Here is a 24,913-nt window from a genome sequence, read left to right on the forward strand (position 1 = left end):
AGCCGAGCATCTGTCGATGCCCGTCGCTCTCCTTCAGGCCGTCCTGCGCGCGCTGAGGCACACGCAACCAGGGACCAAACGGCAGAGGGGGCGGCGGATGTAGTCCACAACCCACCATATAGCTGGAGGTACCCGACATGACCGTTCAGAACCCAGAAATCTTCTCTGACAACGCCATCACGATTGGCGGCACGCCACTCGTGCGCCTGAACCGCGTCACCGACGGCGCCGCCGCAACAGTGCTTGCCAAGGTTGAGGGGCGCAACCCTGCCTACTCCGTGAAGTGCCGCCTCGGCACCGCCATGGTGCTCGACGCCGAGAAGCGCGGTGTGCTGAAGCCAGGCAATGAGATCGTGGAGCCAACGAGCGGCAACACCGGCATCGCCTTGGCGATGGTTGGCGCAGCACGCGGCTACAAGGTCACCCTCACCATGCCCGACACCGTCAGCATTGAGCGACGCAAGCTCATCGTTGCCTACGGCGCAACGCTCATCCTTACGGAAGGCGCCAAGGGAATGCCAGGCGCGATCGCGAAGGCGGAAGAGATTGCCGCATCGGATCCTGCACGCTACGTGCTGCTGCAGCAGTTCAAGAACCCAGCCGGCCCAGCGATTCATGAGTCGACCACTGGTCCAGAGATTTGGGCAGACACCAATGGGAAGGTCGACATCTTCGTTGCAGGGAGTGGCACTGGCGGCACCATTACTGGCGTCGCTCGCTACTTTAAGAAGGGCCTCGGTAAGGCGGTGCACATTGTTGCCGTTGAGCCTGCCACCAGCCCAGTCATTGCGCAGCGCATTGCTGGTCAGCCGAATCAGCCAGCGCCGCACAAGATTCAAGGGATCGGGCCAGGATTCGTTCCTGACGTTCTTGATATCTCGCTGATCGATCAGGTTGAGTCCGTGACCAACGAAGAGGCGATCGCCATGGCGCGTCGCATCGCTCGTGAAGAGGGGATCCTTGTTGGCATCTCGTGCGGTGCTGCGGCACACGTTGCGCTGAAGTTGGCGCACCTGCCAGAGAACGCCGGGAAGACGATCGTAGTGGTACTGCCAGATTCGGGCGAGCGCTACCTGAGCACCGCGCTCTACGAGGGGCTCTTTGATGCCAGCGGCATCGCTCTGTGAGTTCTGACGCAACCGATCTAAGTCGCGCACTCACCGCCGCCGACGCTGCCCTCGCGGGTTGTGCGGTGGCGGCAAGCGACCGGCCATCGCGCGGTGAGATCACCCGTGTGTTGGCCGAACTTCGTGCGGCACTCTTCCCACGCGAGCTCGGTGTTGCGGCCGATGGTGATGCGGCAGTGGCCGCGCATCTCACCGCAGCACTCGCTGGCCTGCGCGAGCAGATTCGACGTTGCACCGTGCTGTTCGCCGCCGAGCGACCAGGTGAGGGGCTCGCTCCTGATCAGGTTGATCGCGTCACGCAGGCGTTCGCAGCCGAGCTTCTCGCGATCCGCACGCTGATTGAGGGCGATATCGCCGCAGCGTTTGCGGGCGACCCTGCGGCACGCAGCCGCTCAGAGATTCTGCACGGCTACCCTGGCATACGCGCGATGATCGATCACCGCATGGCGCACCTTCTCTATACGTTGAGCGTGCCACTGCTGCCGCGCATTGCTTCGGAGGCGGCACACTCCGCAACGGGGATCGACATTCACCCCGGCGCAACGATTGGCGAGCGCTTCTTCATTGACCACGGCACCGGTGTGGTGATCGGCGAGACGGCGATCATCGGGAGCGGCGTGCGCCTCTATCAGGGCGTCACACTTGGCTCAAAGAGCTTCCCGAAGGGTGAAGACGGCAACCTCGTAAAGGGCCAGCCTCGGCACCCGATCATCGAAGACGATGTGGTGATCTACTCGGGGGCGACCGTCTTGGGTCGCATCACCGTTGGACGCGGCTCAACGATCGGCGGCAACGTATGGCTGACCAAGAGTGTTCCGGCTGGGAGCCAACTTTCGCAGGCACGCGTGCGCACCGACGAGCTGGCAGCCGACGGTTCGGGGATCTAGCCTTCGGCGGGATAGAATCCCGCCATGCCCACGGGCCTTCTATTGATGAGCGCACTCGCCCGCGTCGCCGTGCCCGCATGAGCGTCGGCATGGGACCCGGGCGCGGCGGCCACAGGTTCGGTGGCGACGCGAGCGGCCCAACGAAGCCAGCTGGGGCGGCACTGCCACTGCTACGACGAGCGGCGAAGTTCTTCGGGCCATTTCGAGGGCGACTGAGCGTCATTGGGCTCGCCATTCTTGGGTCGAGCATCTTGGGGCTCGCCAACCCGTACCTCTTAAAGCTCCTCATTGACGAGGCGATCCCGCAGCGTGATCTTGGCCTGCTGGCCCTCTACGCCGGGCTGATGGTGGTGGTGCCGATCATCAACGGCGGGATCGGACTCGCCCAGGCGTGGCTCACCGCCTCTGTGGGTCAGTTCGTGATGCGCGACCTGCGCAATGCGCTCTTCACCCATGTGCAGTCGATGCCGATCCGATTCTTCTCGGAGACGCGCACCGGCGAGATTCAGAGCCGCCTCACCAACGACGTGTCGGGGGTGCAATCGGTCGTCAGCGATGCGGCGGCGAACCTCGCCTCAAGCATTGCCATCGTCGTCTCAACGCTGGTGGCGATGACGATCATCGACTGGCGCCTCACAGCAGTAAGCGTTGCCGTTGCGCCACTCTTCCTCTTCTTGAGCTCAAAGGCCTCAGCGGCCCGCCGCAAGGCGAGTGGCGAGGTGCAGACGGCACTCGCCGACCTCACGGCAATTGCCGAAGAGCATCTCTCAGTGGGCGGCGCACTCTTGGCGAAATCATTTGGTCGATCTGAGGCTGGTGCCGAGCGCTTCACACAACGCTCCGACGAGCTCGCCACGCTGCAGTTGCGACAGGCGCTCACCGGCCGCTGGGTTGGCGTGGTGGTGCAGGTGGTCTTCAGCGGCATTCCAGCGCTGGTCTACTTCGCCGCCGGTTCACTCTCTGTCGCTGGCGCACCCGACGCGCCGACGATCGGCGACATCGTCGCCTTTACCACGCTGCAGAGCCGACTCTTCTTCCCGCTTGCCTCACTACTTGGCCTACAAGTAGAGATTGGCGGAAGCCTCGCGCTCTTCGAGCGCATCTTTGCCTATCTCGATCTTGTCCCCGAGATTGTTGACGCGCCGAACGCGGTCACGCTGACCCGCTCCGGCGTTCGCGGGCAGGTCACCGTGCACGAGGTGAGCTTCCGCTACCCGGCGCCGCCAGCAGGGCAGGGGCGGCAGCGGCGTGATTCCTTCGGCCTAACCAACATCTCATTTACCGCCGAGCCCGGAAGCCTCACCGCCCTCGTTGGCCCATCGGGTTCAGGAAAGAGCACGATCTTGAGTTTGATTCCGCGCTTCTGGGATGCGAGTGCGGGCTCAGTGCAACTCGATGGTGTGGATGTGCGCGGCATCAAGCTGCGATCGCTCGGCGAGATGATCGGTGTCGTAACGCAAGAGACGCACCTGCTGCACGCGAGTATCCGCGACAACCTGCTCTATGCGCGACCAGAGGCGACCGATATACAGATCCTCGTGGCTCTCGAAGGGGCGTCACTTGCAGCGCGCATCAAGGAGCTGCCGCAAGGGCTCGATACCGTCGTGGGCGAGCGCGGCTACAAACTCTCCGGTGGCGAGCGTCAGCGTCTGGCCATTGCCCGCGTGCTCTTGAAAGACCCACCAATTCTCTTGCTTGACGAGGCGACCTCGGCACTCGACTCGGTCTCGGAGCGTCATGTGCAACAGGCGCTTGAACGCGCCATGGCGGGCCGCACCACCATCGCCGTGGCGCACCGGTTGAGCACCGTGGCGTCGGCGGATCAGATCATCGTGTTGGATCACGGCACCATCGTTGAGCGCGGTCGACACGAGGAGTTGCGTGCGAAGGGCGGCCTCTACGCCGAACTCGCGGCCGTACAGTTCGGGCTCCACGCGTAGTCGCTGAGGGGTTACGGCGCTAGACTTCCCGTATGCCAATTGCCGCCACCTCGCGTCGCGCTGCTCGCCTCTGCGTCGCGCTGCTCGTCGCCGCACTCAGTGTTTCGGGCCACGTTGCCACGCCAGTCTCCGCGACAGATCCTGTGGACTGGCGCGCCTGTGCGGCACGCCCCGTGCCATTTCCGGTGGCACGTGCCGTTGATCCCACACTTGCCAAGGCCCTCTCCGCCAAGGTCGTCGCCTGGCAGAAGGCGCGTCGGACTCGCCACCCAGGCGTCTCGGTAGCCATTCGCTGGGACGATGGCCGCAGTCTCACCGCTACCGCCGGGATTGGTGACACCAAGAGCAGGCGTACCGTCACCGCATCCATGCCGTTTGCCATTGCGAGCACCAGCAAGGCGTTCACCGCCGCAGTTGCCCTGCTCCTAGATCACTGCGGAATCATGCCGCTCAGCACGCACGCTTCGACGCTTGTCCCCGAAGCTGACGTGAAACCAGAGGTCACCATCGCCCAGTTGCTCTTGCACCGATCTGGCATGAGCGATTGGCTGACCGACAAAGATTCAAGAATGGGGTGGCTGAGCAGAAATCAGAACGCAAAGGTCACACCCCTAACGGCGGTGCAGGGCCTACTTCCGCCCACAACCGTTGGGAACTTCTCGTATTCCAACTCGGGCTTCACCCTCGTTACGATCGCTGCCGAACGTGCCACTGGCGTCGACTGGAAGACACTGGTGCAGTCGTTGCTGCTTGATCCAATGGGTATGACCGAAACGGGATGGGGGCCAAAAGTAGGGGCGGCTCGACCACATATGGGCGGTAAGCCGTACGGGTTTGCTGGATGGGGGCCGAGCAAGGCGGTGGGAGCAGTGCTCCGTGGCGCAGGAGACATACTCTCGACACCGCGTGACCTCGCCCGTTTCGCGGAACTCTTCTGGGGGAATCGACTCACCGAGGGAGAGGCAACGCTCGCCATGAATGGCATTGGGCTCCAGACATGGTCATCGTGGCTCTACAACTACGGCACACAAGTAGATCGAACCTGGCTCGGCGAGCTACGCAGCTACGGCCATAACGGTGGATTCTCGGGCGTCACAAGCTCCCTCCATCGCATCCCCACATTAGGGATCACCATCGCCGCCGTGGCGAACGGCTCACCGACGACGAACTCGTTCGCCGATGACCTTGTGCAAGAGCTCTTCAAGTTGATTGATCAGCCCGCCGTTGATGGAAGCGGCGTGCCGCGCTTGACCGCTGCAGATAGCGGAGATCCAGAGCCACCCGACGCGCCAGTCGTCCTTCCCGCCGATTTCTGCGGCGACCTCACACCGAGCAGCAGCAGCGATGCGCTGGCGGCCCGCTGGATCGCACTCGGCTCAACCGATGGTTGGACGGGGAGCACCACAACGATGGCTGAGCTGCCTGATGGGCGCCTCGCCGTTGGCGGCACTGGTCTCACGATGGCCGCAAGTGTGGGGGTGGCGGGCCTCGCCGTGCGCGACCCACGAACCGGCACATGGCAGGCACTTGCTAACCTGAAGACCTCTGCCGGACGCGTTGCCTCCGTATACGCGCTCGTCGTCGATGCCTCTCGAAATCTCCTCTACGTCGCCGGAAACTTCAGTAGTGTGACGCGGGGTAACCGTCGCGTTGCGGTTGTCGGGATCACCCAGCTCAATCTGAAAACAGGCATCTGGTCGAAGGTTGGCACGGGGCTCAGCGGAAAATCGATATCAGTCAGAACACTCTCACTGGACGCGGTGAGCGGCAACCTGCTGGTCGGGGGCCACTTTAAGCGTGCGGGTGGCGTCGCCTCGGCAAACATCGCCACGTGGAGCCCAGCACGAAAGCGATGGCTCGCCCTTGGCACCGGACTGAAATCTGACGTTGTCACCGTTGCACTTGCAGGCGACGGCACGGTCTACGCGGCCGGTCGGTTTGTTGATGGGTTGGTATCAACATGGAACCCGACAACAAAAGTGTGGAGCACGATCGGCGATGCTCGCCTCTTCTCTGATCTTCCGACGAGCATGGTCGTGGATTCGCTCGGCCACCCGTTGATCGGGCGTGGTGTTGGCTGGTACGGCGAAGCGATCCAGAAGATTGAACCTGCCGCTCCCGGCGGCTGGATCGCGTTGGGTGGTAGCGTTAGCTACCCGCGACGCACGGCGTGGGTCACAGCAATGGCCACGCTCAACGACGGCACCGTTGCCGTTGGTGGCTACTTTGCAAAAGCCGGCGCGCTGGATTCGCCGAACCTCGCCGTGTGGGATCCCATCACGCAGCGGTACACGACCATCGGCACAGGGCTTGTGATTGAGCCCGACGCCCTCGCGTCGAGCGCATTCGGAACGGTGTACGCCGCCACACGAGTGCGCAGCGCAGCACCTGGTGGCAGCGGTGGGCGCTGCATCGGCGTCTGGGCGACCCAGGCACCTGGCGCCCCTGTTGGTGCAACGCTCACGGCGGGGAGGGGCACCATTCGCGTCGACTGGACGCTCCCTACTGATTCAACTCTGACGAGCGGCTGGATCGCCACCGCCACGGCAAAAGGTCGGACGACCCGCAGCTGCACCCTTGCTGGATCTACGGTCAACCCAGCCGCAGGAACCCCTGCGCACTGCACGATCACCAGCCTCGTCAAGGGAGTTACCTACAAGGTGACACTCGTTGCCTGGTCTGCACCGGCCGGACCGTCGCCGCGCGTTGATCTCGGAAAGATAAAGACGCTTCGCTGATGTGTCGTAGTACCCGTGCGGCGTGGAGCGCCGTGGCCCTCGCCCTCGTACTCATCGGCTGCTCGGCTGCGGTGGCTCCAACTACGTCGACAATTTCATCACCAATCACGCGAACGCAACCGTTCAAGGTCGTTGGCTACGTGACGCCAGCGGCAAACATTGATGCGATTGACTTCTCGCTCTTAACGCATATCAATTACTCGTTCCTCATTCCACGAGCGAACGGCACCGTACGCCCATTCAGCGCGCCGAATCACTTGCGCGCTGTCGTTTCGCAAGCGAAGAAGCATGACGTCAAGGTGCTTATCGCCGTTGGAGGTTGGGGCTGGGATAAGGAGTTCGAGACCCTCGCAGCTGATCCGGCGATTCGCGCAAAGCTCGCGAAACTTGTGGCAGAGTTCTGTGCCACCTATCAGCTTGATGGTGTTGACATTGATTGGGAGTATCCAAACGTAGGTGCGTCGGCGGCACACTTCGCTGCACTCGCGGTCGCCTTCCGCTCGGCGCTCCCGACGGGTGCGCTCGTTACGGCGGCAGTGCTCGCCAACGCGACAGATGCGGAGGGGGTCTCGACAGACGCCGTTGAACAACTCGACTTCATCAACCTGATGGCGTACGACGGACCGAGAGACGATCACTCCTCATTTGGAGCGGCGGAGCGGTCGATCGCTAGCTGGCTTGCCCGAGGCATTGATCCCGAGAAGCTGGTGCTCGGCGTGCCGTTCTACGCTCGGCCGGGGAACGCCACCTATCGCACGTTACTTGCGAACGATCCAGTGACTGCCAGTGGTGATCGAGTTCTCTTCAATGGGGTTGAACAGAACTACAACGGGCCAGCCACGATTCGGCGCAAGACAGAGCTTGCCCTGCAGTTAGCCGGTGGGATCATGATCTGGGAGCTGTCGCAGGATGCGCGTGGCAGTGACTCTCTGCTGCGAGTGATTGGCGAAACTGTTGCCGCCCCCTAGGGGTATCCTCCCCCCATGCAACCTCTGCGCATTGAGAGCCTCTCCAACCCGGTCGTGAAAGGGCTGCGCGCCCTGCGCACGCCGAAGGGACGCGACGAGCAGCGCCTCTTCTTGGCTGAGGGTGAGCGCACGATCGCCACCGCCACGGCCGCGGGCTGGATCCCCGAGATGCTGCTGACCGCTGGGCCACTCCGCGCCCCCATCGACGGTGGAGCAAGCCACGCGCGTGAGTCGTTCTCGGTTACGACCGAGGTGCTCGCCAAGATCACCGGCCGCGACAACCCACAGGAGCAGCTCGCCGTCTATGCCGACCCTGCGCCAGAGGCCCAATCATCTGCGAGCATTGATCCGAGTCGCGCTGCGCGTTGGCTCATGCTTGAGGCGCCGCGCGACCCTGGCAATCTCGGGAGCGCCATTCGCAGCGCCGATGCCTGTGCTGCCGGCGGTGTGATTCTCGTTGGTAACACCTGCGACCCGTACTCCATTGAAACGGTGCGCGCCACGATGGGATCAATCTTTACGGTGCCGATCTATCGGGCAACATATGAAGAGGCAGTCGCGCTCTTGAGGCGCTGGCCGGGAAGCACGGTCGCCACAGCACTCGACGGAGCGGCCGATTACAGCGAGCTCTCATACGCAGCACCAACCATGATCGTGATCGGCACCGAGGCGGATGGCTTAAGCGCCAACCTGCGCAGCGCCTGTGCAAGTGCCGCACTCATTCCCATGCTTGGCACCGCTGAGAGTCTTAACCTTGCGGTGGCATCCGCGATCATGCTCTACGCCGCAGAGCGGGCGCAGCGCTAGCGCGGTAGCAACTTCGCGATCTCAACCTTGAGTGGAGCGGTGAGACTCCGTGAGAACGTCTCTGTCATGTGATCCTCGTCGCGATATATCAGAATGTTCCCGGCAATTGGCGAGCAGGGCCATGCGGCGCAAATACTGCCGGTGAGATCAATAAGCTGCGCCCCCGAAAGGGTGGCCGCCACGCGCTCTGCCACGCCAATCTCACCATTGTCTACATCGCCCTGGGCGAAGAAACAGGCGCGAATGTCGTTCGGATGCTTCGAGAGGCAGGCGGGAACGTCACGACCAGGGTCTGGCGTATCGACGATGATCGCCGTTGCACCAGGGAGTCGAGCGACCATCGCGCCGAACGCGGCCCCAGCCAGTTCTGGCGTGTCACCACCGCCGATTGGTCGGAAGGTGCGGCGATTCACGATGATCGTGAGCGCCGGCTTGATTTTATTGAGACGCGCCACCGTCGCCTCGTTGAACGCGGTGCACTCACGATACTCACGCTTCAGCGCCAGGTTGCGCTGCACGAGGGTGGTGAACGAGCACGACACCTTCACGAACGTGAGCAGACGCCAGCCGCGCTCCAGCGCGATTGCTTCGATGGCGGGGAACCAGTGCGAGGCGTGCGAGTCACCAACGAGGGCGATTGTGATCGCTGCGCCCTTGACGCCGTACTCGCACTTTGGCGGTGTCACTACGCGCTCAAATGCGAGGCAGCCGTCGCCGCGTAGCCGCTCCTCATCATCGCGCGCCGATGTTAGCGATGGGGTCAGATCTGCTGGCAGCGTGATTGGGCCGTCGCTCGCCACCGGCGAGCCCGAGGGGCTCGGTGATGGCTGAACAACAACCGCAGGCGCTGCGAGCCCAGCTGCGAGACCCTGCGTGAAGAGGGTGACAGCGAGGATTCCCGCAACGCCAGCACGAATGGCGCTCCATGAGGTGGCGCGCCGTGAGCGATCTCCGTAGCGGAAGGGCTGCTCAACAAAGCGCCAGCTCAGCCACGAGACGCATATCGCTGCAGCAACGGCCACCACGCTGTCAACGCTGGTGAGGTCGCGCTCGAGAAACATGGCGGGGAGGACGAGGAGTGGCCAGTGCCACAGATAGAGCGAGTAGCTGATCTTGCCGAGGAAACGGAGCGGCGCGGCGGCGAGGAGGCGCTTGGGCCCGCTCGGCGCAGCGCCGCCATAGAGCAGCGCAACGGCACCCGCCGTCGGCAGAATGGCGGCGAGCCCCGGATACGGCATCTCCGCGGTGAGGGCCACGCCCGCAAGCGCAATAGCGGCGAGTCCCGCCCACGCAGCAGCACCCGCATGTCGCGAGGTACCCACCACGCCAATGAGAGCGAGGAGACCACCAGCCCCAAGCTGCCAGACGCGCGTCGGCAGTAGGTAGAAGGCGCGTGCTGGCGAAGCGTCGGTGAGCCACACGCTCAGTGCAAAGGAGGCGAACACGGCAATAAGGAGCGCCGCGCTCAGGCGCCGCAAACTGCCGCCCCGCCACGTGAGCAGCACGATGAGGGCCGGCCAGACGAGGTAGAACTGCTCCTCAACACTCAGTGACCAGAAGTGCAGGAAGGGCGACGGGCTCGATGTTGGTGCGAAGTAATCCACCGAACCGATGAACCGCATGTTGGCGATGGAGAGCGCCGACGCGGCACCATCTGCCGCCAACTCGCTGCGATTGAGCGGCGCGGCAATCAGTAGCCCAACCAGTGAGATGAGCGCCACGGCGACGAGGGCCGCTGGGAGGAGGCGACGGATTCTCCATGCGTAGAACTTGGCAATACTCAGCCCGCCAGGCTGCTGTGATTCACGCCAGAGCTTGCCGGTAATGAGGAAGCCGCTAATGACGAAGAACACATCAACGCCAATGAATCCACCGGGCGTCCCCGGGAGACCCGCGTGAAACAGAAGTACGAGGAGGATGGCGATGCCCCGCAACCCCTCAATGTCGGGGCGGAACTCGGCAGTGTTCTTCGAAGCCTGCATCAGGCTATTCGCAGATCTGCGGCTTTGCTACCGGCACCGGCCGCGTCGAGGTTGTCGTTTCAATGTATTTACCGATGACGACCATCTTTGTTCCGTCGTGGTGATCAGTCTCTGAGGTCTGCAAAACGACGCGGCCATTCGGCACATCGCTGATGTCGGCCCAGCTCAAGATGTGCTGTCGCACCTCGATCACGCGGTAGCGAACGCGCATCAGTTGTTGTCCGGCACCGTTCGGCAAAACATCCACCTCAATGACCTGGCCGAGCATCTGCTTTGGCGTCTTGTCGAGGAGTCCACCGAACTCCCAGTAGCGGCCATGTGCGTAGATAAAGAGGATGCCGGTCTTCCCGTCGGCCTTCCCCTTGCTCGGCATCCACTCGGCGACGCGGCACCAGGGGAATCGTGGCGAGCCATCTGTTTCGAGTGGCGGGCGCACCACAGGGAGGTTGATCCAGACGCCGCTCACCAAGACGCGGACAGGGTCACCGGCGACCGAGGGGACGAGCAGGCTCGGATCTACTGGTGGGAGGGGTGGCGGCGTGGTGCGCGATCGCTCAGACGGATCGGACGGGTCCGCCTGTGGGGTAGGGGAGCCACTTGCGCCGGTTGATGGATCCTCAGTGACCACCACCACCCCGCCTGGGGCCCAGGGTCCGATCTGCTGATCAATCCCCCACGTGACGAGCGCACCCGCAGCGAGATTGAACGACGTTGCGAGCAGGATCGTTGAGCCGATATGCCGAAAGGGCATGCGCTCACGCGGAGTGCGGCTCTTGGGCTTCATCGGCGGCAACATGGGGAGAGTGTAGTGCGGGATGGCACACTACCCCCATGCCACGAGACACCCGCGCTACCGACCTTGGAATCCGCATCGGTCGGTTTACCCCGGGCCCAACCGACGGAATCACCGATGTGGCGGGTGTGCGCGTTGCGGCGATCACCATCATCAAGGGCAACGGTGCGCTTGAGCGCGGCGTTGGACCAATTCGCACCGGTGTCACCGCCATCCTTCCGCGCCCGCTCGCCGAGATGGGGCATCCTCTCTTTGCTGGCACGCATCGGCTGAACGGCAATGGCGAGCTTACGGGGTTGGAGTGGATTCGCGAGTCTGGTTTTCTCACCTCGCCGATCTGCCTCACCAACACGCATTCGGTCGGCGTGGTCCATGACGCGATGATCGGCTGGTCGCTGGACCACGTGCCAGACGCGCCACCGTGGAGCCTCCCTGTTGCGGGTGAGACGTGGGATGGCGTACTGAACGATGTGAACGGTTTCCATGTCACCGCGGCGCACGCACAACAGGCGCTCGATGCTGCCGCCGCCCTACCGAACGGCGCACCAGTGCCGCGCGGAAATCAGGGCGGTGGAACCGGCATGATCTGCCACGGCTTCAAGGGCGGCAATGGCACGGCAAGCCGCAAACTCCCAGCAGAACTTGGCGGATACACCATCGGGGTGTTCGTTCAGGCGAACCATGGCCGTCGCCACCGACTAACGCTGTACGGAAAGATGCTCGCCGCTCCCGGTGGCCCACTCTCCACCGAGCACTACCCACTTCCATGGGAGAAGGTTGCTGCTGCGCCAAAGCCCGATGATCCGCGCGGCGGAGCAGGCTCCATCATTGTGATCGTCGCGACGGATGCGCCACTCCTGCCGATGCAACTCGACCGCCTCGCGCAGCGTGCCGTGATCGGCATCGGTCGTGTCGGTGGCGTTGGTGAACATTCGTCGGGTGATTTTGTGCTGAGCTTCAGCACGGCGAATGGGCATCTCCCCGCAGAAGACCTGGAGCCGAAAGAGCCGTTTGAAGCCTCGATCACCATGGTCGTCAACGCGCACCTCTCAGCGCTCTTTGAGGCGACCGCTGACGCGACGGAGTCGGCAATCCTGGACTCGCTCTTCGCCGCTGAAACAATGAGTGGTGCTGATGGCACCACAGCCGTGGCGCTCCCGCTTGACATCGTGCGTGCAGCACTGAACTAGGATCAACTCATGAATCTGCTCAATCCCCTCCGCAGCGATGAGTGGCCACAGAGCGTTCGCCTCATCGCCTGGGCGACACTCGCAAGCCTTGCTCTCGTCGCCATCACGGCGGGGCTTGGCGTAGTTACTACGCTCATTTCAGCGCAAGGCCCCCTCCTCTACGCGCTGGCTGGTGGGTGGCTCCTCGCGACGTTAGCCGACGCTCCAATCAACCAGCTGGTGGCACGCGGCTGGACACGTACACGGGCGGCACTCCTTGTGTGGATTGCTGGTGCTGTTCCAGTCATCATCATCGCGATTGAACTTGCGATCGCGTTCGCTCGATCACTCGGCGGCATCATCGCGGGGCCAGAGCCTACTCCGGCTGATGTAGGCGTAATGGTAGAACGACTAGGTGCCCTGCTCGCCTCTGTTGGGCTCAGCGTGGATCTCGTTCCTCTCGCAACAACGGTGATTCTTGCGATTCGCGAGGTGGCAACCTCCCTGCAATCAAATATTGCGGCGATCGCTGCGGGTGCCATTGGTGCGCTTGGCCCTCTGATCTTGGCGATCGGCATTGGCATCATTCTCTCAGCGAATCCTGCCCATCTTGACTCCGTTGATCAGCTTGCAACGCGCGGGCGAGTCCGCAGCGCACAGCGCTCACGAAAGATTCTCGAAGAGATCATTGCGCGGTTCATCGGTCGCCATGTCGCACTCGGGTTTGTCTACGGCGTAGTCGTTTATGTCGGCGCCACGATTGCCGGAGCGGATGGGCTTCTCGCCGCAGTGCTCGGCGGTATTGTCATGGCGATTCCATCCATCGGGCAGGGTGCTGCGGTACTACCGCCACTCGCGCTCTCCATACTCGCCGCTGGCCCTTACGTTCTTCCCGGTTCCATCGTGATCATTGTGGGCTGGCTCCTCTGTGCCACACAGCTCGCGCCACGACTGATGAACGGTGTGCTGCGCCTCTCAGGAACCACCGTCTTCATTGCGGGCAGCATCGGCGGGCTCGTGGGCGGCGTCCTCGGCGCGATCTTCGCCTTGCCAGTTGTTGCCGCCGTCGCTGCGATTCGCCGCGATGAGCCCCCCGTTAGCGTCAAAATGGTGAAGCGAGCCGCAAAGGGTAAGCGCCGCTAATTCACCCCGCCGCGCGAATGCGTGGTGACTCCGCACAGGTGTAGCCTCTGGGCATGCCTTCACCACGAACTCGATCTCGCGTCGCCCCAGCCTGGCGTGGGCCGTTTCGCCATCGAAATTACCGACTCTTCTGGTTCGGGCAACTCGTCTCGCTGGCGGGCACCTGGATGCAGTCCATTGCCCAGGCCTGGTACATCACCGAGCTCACCCACGAGCCGGCGTGGCTCGGCATCATTGCCGCCGCGCAGTTCACTCCGGTCATGATCCTCGGCCTCTTCGGCGGTGTCCTTGCCGATGCGCTGCCGAAACACCGCGCACTCATGGGAACTCAGGTCAGTCTGATGACCCTCGCACTCCTTCAGGCCACCCTCGTTGCAGCGGGGCTCATGACGCTGTCCCTCCTCGTCCTCATGGCCGTCCTGCTTGGCGTGGTAAACGCTGTCGACATGCCCGTACGTCAGTCGTTCTTCAGTGAGATGGTTCCCGAAGATGAGGTTGGCCGTGCTGTGGCAATGAACTCAGCCATGTTCAATGGCGCGCGCGTAATTGGCCCGGCGATCGGCGGCGTGCTGATCGGCATTATCGGCGTCGCGGGATGTTTTGCCGTGAATGGTGCAAGCTTTCTTGCCGTGTTGTTGGCGCTCATCTTTATGCGTGCCGATGAACTGCGACCCGCGCCGCGCACTCCACGCCCGCGCACCGTTGCCGACGTATTGATCAGCCTCGCAGAAGGAGTGCGATTTGTGGCGCGCACGCCCCTCATCGCCCTCTGCGTGTTTGTGATCGGCGTGGTCTCTGGCGTGGCGATGAATTTCAATGTCATCATCCCGATCCTCGCCCGAAGTGTGCTGCAGGTTGGAGCACCAGGCCTCGGCTTGCTGATGGCCGCGATTGGTCTCGGCTCGCTGAGTGGGGCGCTCGCTGTTGCCATGCTCCGCAAACCCCGCACCGTGGTGATCGTTGGTGGAGCTGCAGCGCTCGGGATCCTCTCGATCGCTGCGGGACTCACGAGCGGCAGCGGCGCAGGGTGGGCAGCAGTCGCCACTGGCGTTGCTCTCTTTGGAGCCGGGTTCGGCGCTATCGCCATGGCCGCCACTGCGAACGCCTCGATTCAAACCTCTACGCCACCGGCGTTGCGCGGACGAGTGATGAGCGTCTACACCACCGTCTTTGCCGGCTCCACACCAATCGGTGGCCTTGGCACAGGCGCGGTAGTGTCACTCATTGGCGCCCCAGGCGCGCTGATCGTTGCTGGTGGGCTTGCGCTCATCGCCACGGCGTACGCGGCGGCGCGGTGGCGGGCGATTCTGTAGTTACGGAATTCGTACGCGGCGCCAGGAACTCTCGTTCCCTGCCGCATCAATAAGGCGTACCTCAACGGTGACACCACGCATCAACAAGACAATCTTCCCACTTGTGGATTTCAGGAACGGGCCAATCTCGATCTCATTGCCAACAGCAAACCTGAGCGGCTTCTCATAACCAACGCGTACCTCAATGGCAACGGCTCCCGAGCCCGTATCGCTGCCAAAAACCGTTAGGAGATACGGCGGTGGGTTTCCGTGAGGTGCCCGACCTTCGCGGACTCGAACGCTGCTGATGCGCGGATCGCTACGATCGCGCCCAGCGGTAACCGCGAACGGCGTCCGCTCTGAGCCGCCAACGAAGCGCATCCACACCGTTGCGCTTGAGGTACCAAGTTGTGGAAGGCGTGACCAGCTACGCACATCACGGAGGGTGTACGTGCGTGCGTTACGGAAGCTTTGTCGATCTGCAACTTCAACGGCACGTGCGCCTGCAGGTGCATAGTCGCGCAAAATCTGCAGCGCAAGGTCGGCATCAAAGGGTGTGCTCGCGGTGGCGGCAGCGAGTAAATCGCCGAGTGTGAGTGCTGGTGGCGTTGGTGTTGCTGGCTCATCACTTGGAGATGCCTCGACATCGCCGCCCTCGCCATCTGTCGCATCAGGGTCTACGGATGCATCAGGGCCAGTCTCGTCTCCTGGATCTTGCCCCGGGTCAGGCGTCGGCTCTTCATCGCCAGGAGGCGAGACATCGGGAGCAAGGCTCTCGTCTGGTGCCACGCTCTCATCGGGAGCAACGCTTTCGTCGACGATCGGATCCCCGCCGATCGGCTCTTCGTCGGCCGCGGCGACTAGGCCAGCACCCCAGCCAAATGTTCGCGGCGCGGCAGCGGAGCCAACGATCAGGGCGACCAGGGCTGCGGTCGCAAGCCAAGGGGTGCGCTGAGTCCTCTTCATGTTCTTAGTCTGGCAGGTGCGCGTGCCAGCAGCGTGGCACGTGCAGGACCCTTAGTCGACTACGAGAAACGCCTCGAACTGCCATGGGTCGGTTGGGAGCGGCTTCGCAGGGTCTGGGAAGAGCTCAAGGCGGTCCTGGAGCGGCGTCCAGTCCACTGTGCCAGACCAGCGGGTGCCGATGTAGCGACGAACGTCTGCCAGGAGCTCGTTGTGCGGTAGTTCGTCGGGTACTCGCAGCCCCTCGCTCGGATGCCGGAGCAGCCACGCCACTGCAGCAATGACCGAACCTGCAACCTGCAGGGTGGTGGCAGAATGCCCTGCCAAGTTCAAGCGCGCCTCATCAATCGACAAGAGCGATCCGCTCCACCACGCCTTGAGCGGGTGACCAAGGAGAAGAACGCCAAGGCGATCTTCGCCTCGAATGATCTCATTGTTCAGCAGACGGAACCGCTCCGGATGTTTCCAGTTGTTGCCGCGAAGCTCGTGCACCGAGGCGATCGCTGAGTCCGATGGGCAGTAGGCGTAATAGACGGTTGGCCGGTATTGCGCCGCACCATCCGCAGTTCGTACGGTGAGCCAGTCGCTCATGGTGAACGACTCACCGTGTCGAATGAGCATGCCGATCGTTGGTAGTCCCTCGCTAGTGGCGCGAGCAGGATCTGCGCCAGGAACCCAGGTGCGCACCAGTGTCTCCATGCCGGCGCGCTGAATCAGGATCTGATTGTGTGGCCCATTGTCGGCATGGGCGAGGCCGCGCGGGGGAAGGGTCTTCTCGTGCGTTCCCCACCCGAGCTCCGCTGGCGCGACTCCCTCTTCGTAGAACCCCTCACCCGACCAGGTGTTGACGAACTCACCGACCTCTTTCGGCTGATCCGTGTGCTGCGTATCGCGTTCCGCAATTTGAATCACCTTGACACCAGAAGCCTCTGCTATGCGCCCGTGATCGCCCGCGATCAACGCCTCGGTAAGGGCATCGCGCGTGGAGCCTGCGACGAGGCCGCGCTTGAGAAGTTCCGCGCCTAGCTCTTCAAGCGCAAATTTCACCTCATGGCTGACCCAGCCTGGATTCGCCCCGTGTTCCACGATCGCACTCGGGCCGCCGTTGTCGCCCCAGCCCTTGATCATCTCGCGCATCGCCATGTGACGGGCGTAGAGCGTTCGCGAGGTTGGCTCCTGCTCTGCAATGTCGGTGTACGGCTCCCACACCTCGACGCTGGTGTTCAGGTATCGCACGCCAGCGGCACGACACCAACCAATAATGGTGTTTGCATCAATGTTCCACGCCAGATCAAGGAGTAGGTCTCCGCTCGACAGTCGTTCAGTTAGAAAGCTGGCGAGGTTCTCGCGGGTGACGGCAGCCTGCTCGTAGGTCACCCCTGCCGCGATGGAGTCGGTGATGCGGTGGCGCGTATCGGTCATCTCTACGACCCGAATGGAGCGGGGATCAAGCCCAAGGTCACGGATCAGCAGCGGTACAACCGCTTGTCCGATCGAGCCACAACCTAGAACCAGTGTCCGTGCCGGGCGCGGCACCGCTGCCGCAACCATCGGCGCGTTAGATGTCACTTCAGCGAGGCAATGAGGTCGGCGACGAAGCGCGGACCATCAACCTTCATCGGTACTCGTACGAGGGGAGGCGTGGCATCTTTGCCGCCGTTGCGCTCTCGTGTTTCGCGAGCGTCGGCCGCTGGGGTCATCCAAGCGCGTCGGTCAATGATCGTTGTGCCGCGCGTTGGGCCGGTGGTGTTCACCTCTACCGCGCGATCGAGCCACTCCGTCATGTAGGTGGGGTCAGCGACGATGCCAGCAGCGAGCGGATCATGGAGTGGGCACTCGCGCGTGCCGAACGTTCGCTGATAGACATCGAGGTAGTGGCTCAACACCTTCAACGCGAACTTTGAGCGCACCGAGCCGAGCGCCTCGATGTCAGCAAGCTCCTTGGTGCGGAGTCGCGTGACCTGGGTCACATCAAGTCCAACCATGGTCACCGGCCACTCGGCACCAAAGACGAGGTTTGCCGCCTCAGGGTCGTGCCAGATGTTGGCCTCAGCGGTAGCCGAGGCGTTCCCCTCGTGGGCTATCGCGCCACCCATCACCACGACAGAGCGCACGCGCCCAGCAAGTTCTGGGTCAAGGCAGAGGGCGAGCCCGAGGTTGGTGAGTGGGCCAACGGCGAGGAGATCGATCTCACCAGGCCGCTCGCGCGTCAGGCGCAGGATTTGCGAGACCGCATCCTCAGTGATTGGCCCGCGCTTTGGCGCGGGCTGGTTGGTATTGCCGAGACCATCTTCACCGTGCACCCACTCGGCGGTGGCGAGCGGCTGCGCCATCGGCCGGCGTGCGCCAATGGCGACCGGAACGTCGTCAAGGCCGCAGAGCTCAAGGAGGCGGCGGGCGTTGGTGGCGGCAAGGTCAGAGGGGATGTTGCCGTGCACACTGCCAACGGCGAGTAGCTCAACGTCGCTGCGCCCAGCGAGGTGCAGCATGGCGATCGCGTCATCGATCCCCACGTCGGCATCGAGCAAGATCTTTCGGCGTTCCATAAGGGGGTGAGTGTACGGGTTTCGCCCCCCACCTGCGTGCCTGATGCACGCCGAGCCCCTGCTACGATCGCCCAGAGTTATTCAGAGAAGGCGAGGGGATCCATGCCACACCTGGCGCTCGTGGTGCACTCGTATGTAGATGAAGATCCACGCGTTCGTCGGGCCGCCCGCGCCGCGGTCGCCGCCGGTTGGCACGTCAGCATCATCTCCCTACAGCGAAACGGCGATCCCGCACGAAGTGAGCTCGACGGCGCTCAGCTCCACCGACAGCCAGTCCAGCGGCACCAAGGGGCCGGGATCAGCACCTACGTGATTGAGTACGGCCGCTTCGCCGTGCTGGCCGCACGCAAGCTGCTTTGCATTGACCGTGAGCGACCGATTGATGTGGTCCACGCGAATAGCGTTCCAGACTGGCTCGTCTTCGCGGCACTACCACTGCGCCGGCGCCACCGCATCGGCCTGATCCTCGATCTTCACGAAGCCTCACCAGAGCTCTTCCGCATGCGCTTTGCGCGATCGTCGCGCTCACTCTTCACGCGAGTGGCTGCGCGGGCAATGGTCTCCCTCGTCTCGTTTGCTGAACGACGCTCCATCGCCATCGCCGATTGGGTCTTTGTCACCGCCCCTCGCCTTCGTGATCGTCTAGTTACGATCGCTCCGCGACGCGCAGATGCGGTGGAGGTGCTCCTCAACGTCCCCGAGACGCAACGCTTTGCAGCCGCAACAGCAGGTGATCGAACCTGGATGGCAGATGGGACCCTCCGGCTTGTCTATACCGGCGCGCTCACTCCCATCTACGAGGTTGACGTCATCATTCGCGCCGTTGCGCTCCTTCGCGCAGCACCAGCACCGCTCCCGGTACACCTTGTGGTTGCAGGTCGCGGTGATCGCGAGCAGGCACTCCGTGAGCTTGCGACAGAACTTGGCGTTGCGAATGCGGTGGAGTTCCTCGGCCGCGTGCCATTTGAAGAGGTACCGGCGCTTATTCGTGACGCCGATATTGCGCTTGCACCAACGCGCCTTGACGAGTTCACCGACCTCTCCATTTCCAACAAGGTGTTTGAGGGGATGGCCAGCGGCCGCCTCGTACTAGGGACACGGCTCAAGACGCTTGACGATCTGGTTCCTGAAGCGTCAGTTGCGCGCTACACGTCGGGGAGTGCGGAGGAGGCGGCCGCAGTTATTCGACGACTAGCGTCAGATCCGGCAGAACGTGCGAGCCGCATTGAGTCTGGCCTCGCAGCGATTCGTGGTGGCCTCAGCTGGGAGGCGGCTGGTGCCGCCTACGTGCAGCGACTTAGCGCGCTGCTGCCGCCGCCCGCCGACCCTCGGTAGCCCAGGAGCTCTTCGGTACCGGCTGCTTCGGTGGCCGTTCGCCGAACCGCCGCTTCCACTCGCGCCGACCAGAGAGATAGCGCGTCACCTCAAGGTCGGCCGACTTAATCGCGGCGCCTCGTAGCCAGGTACGGTGCAGATCGAAGCATTTCTTCGCCCAGGCGTCACCATGCGAATCACCACTGATGAGATGTGCGAGTTCGTGGAGCGCCGTCCCCTTGTCGTAGGAGCAGAGGAACATCTCACCCGTTTCGGTGATCACCCAGCCGAACGGATGCGCCGGTTCACGGCGCGTTCCGGTGTGATCGTGAATGCGCACCCACTCCAGTGTGCGCTTGGCGCGTGCGGTGGCATTTGCAAGTAGTTCGAGGGTGGGGCGCCAGTGCGGCCAGGCAGCGACGGTAAAGCCACGCATTGGGCGCACCTCGAAGGGGAGGTCGAGCGCCCACTTTGGCGCCTCGGTCCAACGCCCGGCGATCTTGACGCGATACATACGGCTCATTTCAGTACCCTATCGCGAACCCCATATGGGCGGCGTATCGCGGCTGGTTAGCGAAGGGCGCTGGCCCCGACAGAGCGCACACGCTTGAGGAAGGCGCGCGTGCGTGGGTCTCGCGGTGCCTTAAAGATCTTCTCGGGGGAGCCCTGCTCAATGATGCGTCCGCCCTCCAAGTAGCAGATGCGATCGGCGACGTCGGCAGCGAACGCCATCTCGTGGGTGGCGATCAACATCGTCGCACCACCCTTTGCCAGCGCACGCAGCGCTTCAAGCACATCGGCAACCAGGACTGGATCGAGTGCGCTGGTGATCTCATCGAGCAACAAGACCTTTGGCTCGGTCGCCAACGCGCGCGCAATTGCAACGCGCTGCTGCTGCCCACCGGAGAGGCTGTCGGGATAGGCGTTCGCCTTTGCGGCAAGCCCGAGCTGCTTCAGGAGTGCGCGGGCACGCTTCTCCGCCGCAGCGGCGGTCAGTCCGAGTGCGACGCGCGGCGCGAGCGCCACATTCTCGAGTGCGGTGAGGTGCGGGAAGAGGCTAAATCCCTGGAAGACGATGCCGAGCTGACGTCGCGTGGCATCTGCGTCGCGGTCGTCGGCCCGCACGGCACGACCATCGAGCGTGATGCTCCCGGCGTCGATCGGCTCTAGGAGGTCTGCGCAGCGGAGCAGAGTCGACTTCCCGGAACCCGAAGCTCCAATCAGGCAGACCACCTCGTGCTCGGCGAGCGAGAGGTCGATCTTGTCGAGTACCAGCGCACGCCCATAGCGCTTCGATACGCTGCGCAGTTCGAGCACTGGCGCAGCCGCAGCTCGCTTCGTTGCCACGCGCGTCATCAGCGGGTACCCCCCTGCTGTGCCGCGCGATCCTTGGCGGCGAGGCGATCAACAAGGCGCGTCATCGGGATTGTGATGACCAAGAAGATCACCGCGGTCACCATCAGTGGCGTGAAGTTGAAGTTTGCCGACTTCAGTATCTGCGCCTGCTTGAAGGCCTCAACAACACCGAGGATCGAAACGAGCGCCGTGTCTTTCTGGAGGCCAATAAAGTCATTGAGGAGCGGCGGCACCACGCGGCGGAGCGCCTGCGGCAACACGACGTAGCGCAGCGCTTGCAGGCGTGTGAGGCCGAGCGCCCGCGCTGCGCGCTCTTGCGACGGGTGAATGGATTCAATGCCGGCGCGGTAGACCTCGCTCACGTAGGCGCTGTAGATCAGCACCAGCGTCACCAGTGCCCAGAAGAAAGGCTCCTTCGGCACGCCAGGGAGGCGCAGCGCAGGCACACCGAATCCGAGCACATAGATGAGCAAGATGCTCGGCACACCTCGGAAGAAGTCGGTGTAGATCGTGGCGAAGATGCGCAGTGGCGCGAGCGCGGGGCTGGTGATCGATCGCGCGAGTGCGATCAGGAGCCCGAGCGGCAGGATGAGGATCTCTGCCAACACGAAGAGTTGGATGTTGATGGCGAATGCGCCAATCACGTCGGGGAGAGAGGTAGAGAAGTAGGTTCCGTCGAAGAAGGCCTTCTGAACGAGTGGCCAGCTCGGCGATGAGCCGATAGAGATCGCGACGATCGTCGCGACGGCGATGGTGCTGATGACGGCGACGAGGGTTCCCTTACGGGCCGACCTCGCCGCCGTCATCCTGCGATTCGCTTACTTCAGGACTGGCGCGCTCGCCTTGTCCGCGATCCACTCCGTCAGGAGTGCAGCCAACGTGCCATCACCCTTGAGGGCCTCAACGGCAGAGGAGACACATGCGGTGAGGGGTGAACCCTTCTCCATCACGATGCCAAACTGCTCCTGAGCGCCGCTCGCGGTAGGGAGCTGTCCAACGATGATGCCGCCGGTGAGCTGTGCATCACGCATGTAGAACGCAGTTGGAACGTCGGTCACGATACCGTCAATGATGCCGCCATTCAGCGCAGCAACAGCCTCGTCATTCGTGTTGAACACGGCGACTTCAGTGTCTGGCTTGATGACGTTGTTGATTGCGTCAAGGCTCGTCGTGCCGATCTGCGCGCCAAGCTTCGCCGTCTTCAGGTCGGCAATGCTCGTTGCACCAGCAATGGGCGAACCCTCGATCGTCACCACACCCTGGGCAACGTCGTAATATCCGCTGCTGAAATCAATAGCCTCTGCACGTGCTGGCTTGATTGAGACCTGGTTCAAGAAGAGGTCAAAGTCCTTCGCGCCTGGTGCGAAAGATGCATCGAAGGTGGTGTGAATCCACACAACGTCGGCAGCGGCGAATCCGAGCTTGGCGGCAACGGCGTATGCCACCGCGCCCTCATAGCCCTGCCCCTTTGCTGGATCATTGTTGTAATCACCGACCCATACCGTGGCGCCCTCATTGCCACCCTGGAACCACGGGCTGTAGGCCGGGTTGTCGGTGGAGAGGGTGAGTTTGCCAGCCGTCTTCACGGCGAGCTTCTCCTTGACGCATGAGGCGTCAACCGAAGATGTTGGTGAAACTGCGGTGCCGCCACAGGCGGCGAGGAGCATCGACATCGCCATGACCACGACCGCCATACGTGTGGTCTGGCCGATTGCGATGCGTGAGCGCGTTGTGCTCATATCCATACCTCCTGTACAGCCGCTATTGGCGACGATCTGACACAGCGTCAGTGCGACGGTGGGGCGGTGATCGGCGCGCGGCGCGCCGTCGACGTTGTGTCCCCACGAGCGGAAGGATAGCAGGGGGGTAGACCGTTTCAGGGCACCTACGCGCGGGTAATGACCACCAGAGTTCGGCGGACTGCACCATATCGTTCAGCGGCGCTGCCACGGTTGACTGCCAGGGCGAGCCGCCCAGCCGAGTCGATGTAGCAGAGTGGCTCCGACTCAGGAACGTCGCCAAAGCGGTTCGCCCAGACGGTGGTCAGGCTCTTGTCGCCCACGTTGATCTTCAGTGGCTCCCCAGCGGTCAGGACGCCGATCGACGACTCAATCGCCTGGCGGTCGCCCGTCAGCACCAGCGTGCCGAAGCCATCCACGATGCGTACAGAGGTGTGCAGCACCCCGTCACCAATCTCAATCGGGAGCTTGGTCGCGGGAACCAGGTCACTTGGGGAGATCGGCGTGCCGAGGTCGCCAAAGGGGACCCCCGCCGCAAGGTGCGCGGCCACTGGCGCAAATAGGTCGCGCCCATGGAAGGTGTGTGAGCGGCTCGAGCCCCACCAGCGCTCGTCATCAAGGATCACCGCCGCTACCGCGCCGCCAAGCGCCGCAGCTGCCGGCAACAGTAGTCCGTTGTCTGGGCCGATGAGCGCGTCACCACGCCCACAACGAATGGCGATTGGCCGTCGCTGGGTGCCGACTCCTGGATCAACCACCGCCACATGGGCGCCGATCGGCAGGTGCACGAGCGACTCAACGAGCGCCTCAGCCCCCGCCTCCACGTCATAGGGAGGAATCGCGTGGGTGAGGTCGAGGGTGCGGGCCTCCGGCGCAATGCCGAGCACCACGCCTGAGAGGACCCCAGCAGAGGGGTCGCGCAGGCCGAAGTCGGTCGTGAAGGTGACCAGCCGCGGCTGTGCGTGGAGTGGACCGAGTGGATCAAAGCTCATGGCTCGCAGCGTAGCGGAGCGCCGTTGATAGTGCGATGGATCACCCTAAGCGGGTCAGCCCCACTTCTGAAGCAAACTTACACACTGAACTCTTTGGCAACCGTGCGCTGCACCGCGAAGTACGTCGTGAAGTGCAGTACCGCATAGATCAGGGCGATCCCCTCCTTAAACGAAATCAACAGCTCGTTCGTCGGATCAATTGGCGATACCGGAATCACTCCCAGGGCCAAGCCGAGCGGCGAGCCGAGCGACATCAGCAAGACAACGAGCGCAGCGCGATCCCATAGGTACCGGCGCCATGTGCCGACAAAGATTCGCGCCACGAGGCCAGCTGCCGCAACACCGCCGGCAGATGCGAATGCAACTCCAGCAACAGTTGGCAGCGTTTCAGCGATTGGCGGCACGACACCCGCAGCTGACGCTACTGACCAGAGGGCGAAGTTGACGATTACCGCGAGTGCCGCGCCGCGATTCACTGCACTGAGCATTAGAAGCCGAGCTCCTCCGCAACGATCACGACGTCAATACGGCCTGGCGCCTCGCCGTGAAGGATGAGGGTCTTGTTGATCGCACTGTTGACGCCATAGGCAGCCTGCGCACGCGTATCTTCGAGTGGCAGGGTGTAGGTGGCAATGCGCTCTGTCGCTTCAGCAAGATCCTTCACGATCTTCTGTGCGCCTACAACGAAGACCACGTGGCCTGCGCCGTAGGCGTACGAAGGGAGCTGTGAGCCGGTTGCCGATGCCATCATCAGCTCACCCGTCTCGGTGACGGCGTGCACGCTGCCCACGGCGAATGCTGGAGCCGAACCGATGGCACGCATCTCAGCACTCTGGGTGTTGCGGTCAAGCCCGTACATCTTGTCGCGCAGGCTCTTGTACGGCGCGTTGTTCAGCGCATCGGTAAGACCGGTCGCGTCGAGAGTTGCCGAGGTGAAGGTGAAGACCTCCGAGCCTGCTGGAATCAGGGCGAGCACCGCATCCTTAGCCTCGGCACCAGTGGCGACGACTTTCGTTGAGAAGCCGTGCTTGTTCAACGCCGCTACGGCGCGATCGATCTTGGCCGTGTCAGCTACCTGCTTAAAACGTGCTGGACTCATGTGGTACCTCCATCGTGCGCCCCCTCAGCGTCTGCCAAGGTAGTTGCAGGCGCAACCA

The 24,913-nt window shown here is 63.1% G+C and carries 22 protein-coding genes; 10 read left to right on the plus strand and 12 right to left on the minus strand.

Annotated elements, in window-relative coordinates:
* Window positions 1-137: 137 nt before the first annotated feature.
* From cysK to AC3LCN_RS01640, 6 genes are all read left to right on the plus strand, one after another.
* A complete protein-coding gene (gene cysK / locus AC3LCN_RS01615; protein ID WP_488648343.1) occupies window positions 138-1,127 on the plus strand; it encodes a cysteine synthase A in 990 nt (329 codons plus the stop codon).
* Window positions 1,124-2,014 (plus strand): serine O-acetyltransferase EpsC, encoded by an 891-nt coding sequence (epsC, locus tag AC3LCN_RS01620; RefSeq protein WP_488648344.1) that lies wholly within the window; start codon window positions 1,124-1,126, stop codon window positions 2,012-2,014. The genes cysK and epsC overlap by 4 nt, the downstream gene beginning before the upstream one ends.
* Window positions 2,015-2,091: 77 nt before the next feature.
* Window positions 2,092-3,954, plus strand: a complete 1,863-nt coding sequence (locus AC3LCN_RS01625; protein WP_488648345.1) for an ABC transporter ATP-binding protein — start codon at window positions 2,092-2,094, stop codon at window positions 3,952-3,954.
* 32 nt (window positions 3,955-3,986) lie between these two features.
* Window positions 3,987-6,692 carry a serine hydrolase domain-containing protein gene (locus tag AC3LCN_RS01630; RefSeq protein WP_488648346.1) on the plus strand — a complete coding sequence of 902 codons (2,706 nt, stop codon included), beginning with the start codon at window positions 3,987-3,989 and terminating at the stop codon, window positions 6,690-6,692.
* Window positions 6,692-7,660, plus strand: coding sequence for a glycoside hydrolase family 18 protein (locus tag AC3LCN_RS01635; RefSeq protein ID WP_488648347.1), 969 nt, complete (start codon window positions 6,692-6,694; stop codon window positions 7,658-7,660). The genes AC3LCN_RS01630 and AC3LCN_RS01635 overlap by 1 nt, the downstream gene beginning before the upstream one ends.
* A 15-nt stretch (window positions 7,661-7,675) precedes the next feature.
* Complete coding sequence (locus tag AC3LCN_RS01640) at window positions 7,676-8,467, plus strand: TrmH family RNA methyltransferase (RefSeq protein ID WP_488648348.1); 792 nt, start codon at window positions 7,676-7,678, stop codon at window positions 8,465-8,467.
* Here the strand turns inward: AC3LCN_RS01640 and AC3LCN_RS01645 are convergent.
* On the minus strand, window positions 8,464-10,449 hold the full coding sequence (locus AC3LCN_RS01645; RefSeq protein WP_488648349.1) for an acyltransferase family protein: 1,986 nt from the start codon (window positions 10,447-10,449) through the stop codon (window positions 8,464-8,466). The two genes, AC3LCN_RS01640 and AC3LCN_RS01645, sit on opposite strands and share 4 nt — an antisense overlap.
* A 4-nt stretch (window positions 10,450-10,453) precedes the next feature.
* Entirely contained in the window at window positions 10,454-11,245 is a 792-nt protein-coding gene (locus AC3LCN_RS01650) for a hypothetical protein (protein ID WP_488648350.1), read from the minus strand.
* 35 nt (window positions 11,246-11,280) lie between these two features.
* On the opposite strand from AC3LCN_RS01650, the gene AC3LCN_RS01655 reads away from it, so the two are divergent.
* From AC3LCN_RS01655 to AC3LCN_RS01665, 3 genes are read left to right on the plus strand one after another with little or no spacing between them, the layout of a single operon-like run.
* Window positions 11,281-12,432 (plus strand): P1 family peptidase, encoded by a 1,152-nt coding sequence (locus tag AC3LCN_RS01655; RefSeq protein WP_488648351.1) that lies wholly within the window; start codon window positions 11,281-11,283, stop codon window positions 12,430-12,432.
* 9 nt (window positions 12,433-12,441) lie between these two features.
* The gene (locus AC3LCN_RS01660; RefSeq protein WP_488648352.1) at window positions 12,442-13,554 is read left to right on the plus strand and encodes an AI-2E family transporter; all 1,113 of its coding nucleotides are present in this window, start codon (window positions 12,442-12,444) and stop codon (window positions 13,552-13,554) included.
* A 53-nt stretch (window positions 13,555-13,607) separates the two neighbouring features.
* Window positions 13,608-14,867: an MFS transporter gene (locus AC3LCN_RS01665; protein ID WP_488648353.1), complete on the plus strand. Its 1,260-nt coding sequence runs from the start codon at window positions 13,608-13,610 to the stop codon at window positions 14,865-14,867.
* Here the strand turns inward: AC3LCN_RS01665 and AC3LCN_RS01670 are convergent, their stop codons facing one another.
* From AC3LCN_RS01670 to AC3LCN_RS01680, 3 genes are read right to left on the minus strand one after another with little or no spacing between them, the layout of a single operon-like run.
* Window positions 14,868-15,812 (minus strand): hypothetical protein, encoded by a 945-nt coding sequence (locus tag AC3LCN_RS01670; protein ID WP_488648354.1) that lies wholly within the window; start codon window positions 15,810-15,812, stop codon window positions 14,868-14,870.
* Window positions 15,813-15,863: 51 nt separating this feature from the next.
* On the minus strand, window positions 15,864-17,378 hold the full coding sequence (locus tag AC3LCN_RS01675) for a saccharopine dehydrogenase NADP-binding domain-containing protein (protein ID WP_488648355.1): 1,515 nt from the start codon (window positions 17,376-17,378) through the stop codon (window positions 15,864-15,866).
* A complete protein-coding gene (locus tag AC3LCN_RS01680) occupies window positions 17,375-18,355 on the minus strand; it encodes a nucleoside hydrolase (RefSeq protein ID WP_488648356.1) in 981 nt (326 codons plus the stop codon). Before AC3LCN_RS01680 ends, AC3LCN_RS01675 begins: the two co-directional genes overlap by 4 nt.
* Before the next feature lie 102 nt (window positions 18,356-18,457).
* Here AC3LCN_RS01680 and AC3LCN_RS01685 point away from each other — a divergent pair, with 102 nt between their 5' ends.
* A complete protein-coding gene (locus AC3LCN_RS01685; RefSeq protein WP_488648357.1) occupies window positions 18,458-19,690 on the plus strand; it encodes a glycosyltransferase family 4 protein in 1,233 nt (410 codons plus the stop codon).
* Here AC3LCN_RS01685 and AC3LCN_RS01690 read toward each other — a convergent pair.
* The 7 genes from AC3LCN_RS01690 to AC3LCN_RS01720 all read right to left on the minus strand — a co-directional run bounded on the left by AC3LCN_RS01690 (window position 19,653) and on the right by AC3LCN_RS01720 (window position 24,855).
* A complete protein-coding gene (locus AC3LCN_RS01690; RefSeq protein WP_488648358.1) occupies window positions 19,653-20,192 on the minus strand; it encodes a hypothetical protein in 540 nt (179 codons plus the stop codon). The two genes, AC3LCN_RS01685 and AC3LCN_RS01690, sit on opposite strands and share 38 nt — an antisense overlap.
* Before the next feature lie 47 nt (window positions 20,193-20,239).
* Window positions 20,240-21,025: an amino acid ABC transporter ATP-binding protein gene (locus AC3LCN_RS01695; protein ID WP_488648359.1), complete on the minus strand. Its 786-nt coding sequence runs from the start codon at window positions 21,023-21,025 to the stop codon at window positions 20,240-20,242.
* Window positions 21,025-21,831: an amino acid ABC transporter permease gene (locus AC3LCN_RS01700; protein ID WP_488648360.1), complete on the minus strand. Its 807-nt coding sequence runs from the start codon at window positions 21,829-21,831 to the stop codon at window positions 21,025-21,027. Before AC3LCN_RS01700 ends, AC3LCN_RS01695 begins: the two co-directional genes overlap by 1 nt.
* A 12-nt stretch (window positions 21,832-21,843) precedes the next feature.
* Window positions 21,844-22,764, minus strand: coding sequence for an ABC transporter substrate-binding protein (locus tag AC3LCN_RS01705; protein ID WP_488648361.1), 921 nt, complete (start codon window positions 22,762-22,764; stop codon window positions 21,844-21,846).
* Window positions 22,765-22,910: 146 nt separating this feature from the next.
* Entirely contained in the window at window positions 22,911-23,756 is an 846-nt protein-coding gene (locus tag AC3LCN_RS01710) for an SAM hydrolase/SAM-dependent halogenase family protein (protein ID WP_488648362.1), read from the minus strand.
* A gap of 77 nt (window positions 23,757-23,833) precedes the next feature.
* Window positions 23,834-24,244 carry a hypothetical protein gene (locus AC3LCN_RS01715; RefSeq protein ID WP_488648363.1) on the minus strand — a complete coding sequence of 137 codons (411 nt, stop codon included), beginning with the start codon at window positions 24,242-24,244 and terminating at the stop codon, window positions 23,834-23,836.
* On the minus strand, window positions 24,244-24,855 hold the full coding sequence (locus tag AC3LCN_RS01720; RefSeq protein WP_488648364.1) for an LUD domain-containing protein: 612 nt from the start codon (window positions 24,853-24,855) through the stop codon (window positions 24,244-24,246). The genes AC3LCN_RS01715 and AC3LCN_RS01720 overlap by 1 nt, the downstream gene beginning before the upstream one ends.
* Between the last annotated feature and the right edge of the window lie 58 nt (window positions 24,856-24,913).

Source organism: Candidatus Limnocylindrus sp., assembly GCF_040397215.1.
Taxonomy (GTDB): domain Bacteria; phylum Chloroflexota; class Limnocylindria; order Limnocylindrales; family Limnocylindraceae; genus Limnocylindrus.

Coding starts and splice junctions, on each gene's coding strand:
- AC3LCN_RS01685 (WP_488648357.1), top strand. CDS start 18,458: ATGCCACACCTGGCGCTCGTGGTGCACTCGTATGTAGATGAAGATCCA.
- AC3LCN_RS01645 (WP_488648349.1), bottom strand. CDS start 10,449: ATGCAGGCTTCGAAGAACACTGCCGAGTTCCGCCCCGACATTGAGGGG.
- AC3LCN_RS01665 (WP_488648353.1), top strand. CDS start 13,608: ATGCCTTCACCACGAACTCGATCTCGCGTCGCCCCAGCCTGGCGTGGG.
- AC3LCN_RS01720 (WP_488648364.1), bottom strand. CDS start 24,855: ATGAGTCCAGCACGTTTTAAGCAGGTAGCTGACACGGCCAAGATCGAT.
- AC3LCN_RS01710 (WP_488648362.1), bottom strand. CDS start 23,756: ATGAGCTTTGATCCACTCGGTCCACTCCACGCACAGCCGCGGCTGGTC.
- AC3LCN_RS01630 (WP_488648346.1), top strand. CDS start 3,987: ATGCCAATTGCCGCCACCTCGCGTCGCGCTGCTCGCCTCTGCGTCGCG.
- cysK (WP_488648343.1), top strand. CDS start 138: ATGACCGTTCAGAACCCAGAAATCTTCTCTGACAACGCCATCACGATT.
- AC3LCN_RS01655 (WP_488648351.1), top strand. CDS start 11,281: ATGCCACGAGACACCCGCGCTACCGACCTTGGAATCCGCATCGGTCGG.
- AC3LCN_RS01635 (WP_488648347.1), top strand. CDS start 6,692: ATGTGTCGTAGTACCCGTGCGGCGTGGAGCGCCGTGGCCCTCGCCCTC.
- AC3LCN_RS01705 (WP_488648361.1), bottom strand. CDS start 22,764: ATGAGCACAACGCGCTCACGCATCGCAATCGGCCAGACCACACGTATG.
- AC3LCN_RS01625 (WP_488648345.1), top strand. CDS start 2,092: ATGAGCGTCGGCATGGGACCCGGGCGCGGCGGCCACAGGTTCGGTGGC.
- AC3LCN_RS01670 (WP_488648354.1), bottom strand. CDS start 15,812: ATGAAGAGGACTCAGCGCACCCCTTGGCTTGCGACCGCAGCCCTGGTC.
- AC3LCN_RS01640 (WP_488648348.1), top strand. CDS start 7,676: ATGCAACCTCTGCGCATTGAGAGCCTCTCCAACCCGGTCGTGAAAGGG.
- AC3LCN_RS01680 (WP_488648356.1), bottom strand. CDS start 18,355: ATGGAACGCCGAAAGATCTTGCTCGATGCCGACGTGGGGATCGATGAC.
- AC3LCN_RS01660 (WP_488648352.1), top strand. CDS start 12,442: ATGAATCTGCTCAATCCCCTCCGCAGCGATGAGTGGCCACAGAGCGTT.
- AC3LCN_RS01690 (WP_488648358.1), bottom strand. CDS start 20,192: ATGAGCCGTATGTATCGCGTCAAGATCGCCGGGCGTTGGACCGAGGCG.
- AC3LCN_RS01715 (WP_488648363.1), bottom strand. CDS start 24,244: ATGCTCAGTGCAGTGAATCGCGGCGCGGCACTCGCGGTAATCGTCAAC.
- AC3LCN_RS01700 (WP_488648360.1), bottom strand. CDS start 21,831: ATGACGGCGGCGAGGTCGGCCCGTAAGGGAACCCTCGTCGCCGTCATC.
- AC3LCN_RS01695 (WP_488648359.1), bottom strand. CDS start 21,025: ATGACGCGCGTGGCAACGAAGCGAGCTGCGGCTGCGCCAGTGCTCGAA.
- AC3LCN_RS01650 (WP_488648350.1), bottom strand. CDS start 11,245: ATGTTGCCGCCGATGAAGCCCAAGAGCCGCACTCCGCGTGAGCGCATG.